Annotated in this window: 2 protein-coding genes; both read right to left on the reverse strand. The window is 34.7% G+C overall.

What is annotated here, in order from left to right; all coding sequences use genetic code 11:
* Positions 1-126: 126 nt before the first annotated feature.
* Positions 127-555: a hypothetical protein gene (locus tag LLW17_RS18745; protein WP_228231823.1), complete on the reverse strand. Its 429-nt coding sequence runs from the start codon at positions 553-555 to the stop codon at positions 127-129.
* A gap of 211 nt (positions 556-766) precedes the next feature.
* Positions 767-1,291 carry a WG repeat-containing protein gene (locus LLW17_RS18750; protein ID WP_228231824.1) on the reverse strand — a complete coding sequence of 175 codons (525 nt, stop codon included), beginning with the start codon at positions 1,289-1,291 and terminating at the stop codon, positions 767-769.
* Positions 1,292-2,423 lie beyond the last annotated feature (1,132 nt).

The raw sequence follows: 2,423 nt of genomic DNA on the forward strand, positions 1-2,423 counted from the left end.
GGAGCCTGACCGTTCAACAACTTTACATTAAATTTGGGGAAAGGATACCCCTGATATTAAACACCAATTCCTTTGGGGCTAGCCCCAAAGGAATTGAAACAACGGACAGAGTTTAATTTACATACCCTAACTGGCCTTTACTTTTTCAAACTCCGAATGTTTATTAGTACCGAAAATCAGTTTGTCTCCATTGAGAATAAATCTATTTGGCTTTATGTTCTCAATTTGATTCCAAAATCTTATAGTATCAGCTAATTCTAGTTCTGTTCGAGACTCCCTTAATTCGGCTGAAAACCCACTGTAATTGACAAAAATTTCCATTGTTTTGAATCTTTGTTTATTATCAAAAATCAGCCACTGGTCGTTAATGTCAAATAGCGAGTTTTGCGATAATTCAAATTCAGTCATTTTATCGAAATAGGCAATTTCATTTTCATAAGTCCAACCTCGTTTTAATTCAGATTCAGTTGGTAGGAACGAGTCGCTGTCAAATGAAATAATAGATAGACATTTGTCAATAATAAATTCGGGGAATTCAGAAATCAGTGAATACATATTATAATGTCTGGATGACATTTCAATCCAATAGTATTCATTGTATTTTCCTGACACTATCATTTTTTAACTGGTTGCCAACGTCTCGTTTAACAGTTGGTTACGGGTTAATATGCATTAATTTTCGGTTTGGCACTGACATTAGTAATTCCGAGTGGATTCGGACGTAGTCGAATCCGCCGTAGTTGCGGTTATACATGGTTGTAGCACGTTATTTTTCAGCACGTTTTCCTTTTTTTGTAATCTGATACCAATTTTCGCTTTTCCAAATTGAGTGTTCACCATCTTTTATTGTTTCGCAATTGTCCGAAACTTTTGCAAAATCTCCTCTAAAAGGATAAGCACATTCAAAATCCGGTTCGATTATTACTTTACCTTGTAGATTTGCGTATCCAATTTTTCCATTTTTTATTATCCGAAAAAGTCCGCTTTCCACATAGTCAGGTCCATTGTCGTATTTAAAGACTTCAAATAGTTCAGTTCCATTTTTGTCAATTCCGATTATTTTTCCAGTTTTATTTTCGATAACCATTCCAAAGTCTCGGATTGTGTCGGTATAACAATAGTAATAGTTTCCAATCGGAATTATCGTATCTCCTTGTGAATTCAGATAGCCAGAAGGAACTCCGATTTCATCAAATTCTCCTTCGTGGAATTTAATCAAATAGTTATCCTTTTTCGAACTACAAGCTGAAATTAAAAACGTGATTATTATTCCGAAAAGGAGTTTTTTCATAATGTGCTACTTTTGTTATATCAACATTAAATATATACATATCCCCTTAAAATTTACGGGATATCAACATTTTAGACTGGTGTTTATAAAAATAGTAATCAATTTAAAAGTACTTTACAGAATCCCGTATTCCCTTAAATGGGTATAGCCCTTTCAGGATTAATAAACCCTAATGTATAGTTCTAGACGGATTAAGACCTTAGTTTTAGAGCAAAAAGATCCGAAAATCAAGCCTTAAGCATGGCATCCCCCAGGCAAAGCCTACTCAAAGCCTAGGATAGAGTATGAAGAGTGTATGAAAATGGCTTTTGAAAAATAGAAAATTAAGATTTCCTTAACTTTTAAGTATATGCTCTGGAAAAAAGTACTGATTTGGAGTAATCAGTCAAGAGGATAATTTTAGGAAATAGAATTCATCTCTTTGATAAACTTGTCCATATCGATTTCTATCCCCAACATAGCTATCTTCTTTTGATTTAATGCTTTGGCAACTAAAACGAGCTTTTCTAAAGTAGGGTTTGCATCTCCTCTTTCTATTGAGTCAATTAATTACTTTGTTAGCCCAATAGTGTTATCTGCCAACTCCTGTTGTGAGATCTGTTTTTTGCTGTATTCCGCACTTGGAACTTTATTTCTTAGCTCCACAACTCGTTCAATCAGAATAAGGAAGAGCTATAAACTAAAAAACCCCGCTGTCCGCGGGGTTTGATTGAATTCTTGTGACCTCGCCAGAAGTCTGTATTTTTATTAAAAGCCTGAAAAACAAAGGGTTCAGGCGGTTTTCAAATTTGGTTCCTCTAGGATAACTACCTTTAGTTTTGATCCTAAATGATTGACTTTCAAATCAAAGGTACTATTTTAATTGAAATTGGCAAATATAGTCGCCTTTTCTCACCGATTTTCAACGAGTTCTTGAAAGTCTAATTTGATCAACTCCCACAGCTTGCCTCTATAACAAGTTGGTGTAAAGTCATCTTCAGCCACCGAAAAATCGACCAGTTTTTCTGTAAGCTTCCCTAGATTAGAACTGCTTAATTTTCCAAAACTTGTTTAAAATTATTGTTTTTCATTCTATTGGGGCTAGCCCCAATAGAATGAAGCTTTGCGTATTGCACCGGTGATATTTTACCCA

Source organism: Leeuwenhoekiella parthenopeia, assembly GCF_020782115.1.
In the GTDB taxonomy this organism is placed as follows: Bacteria; Bacteroidota; Bacteroidia; order Flavobacteriales; family Flavobacteriaceae; genus Leeuwenhoekiella; species Leeuwenhoekiella parthenopeia.

Excerpts from the sequence above, each read along its gene's own strand:
- LLW17_RS18745 (WP_228231823.1), bottom strand. The coding sequence starts at position 555 with ATGTATTCACTGATTTCTGAATTCCCCGAATTTATTATTGACAAATGT.
- LLW17_RS18750 (WP_228231824.1), bottom strand. The coding sequence starts at position 1,291 with ATGAAAAAACTCCTTTTCGGAATAATAATCACGTTTTTAATTTCAGCT.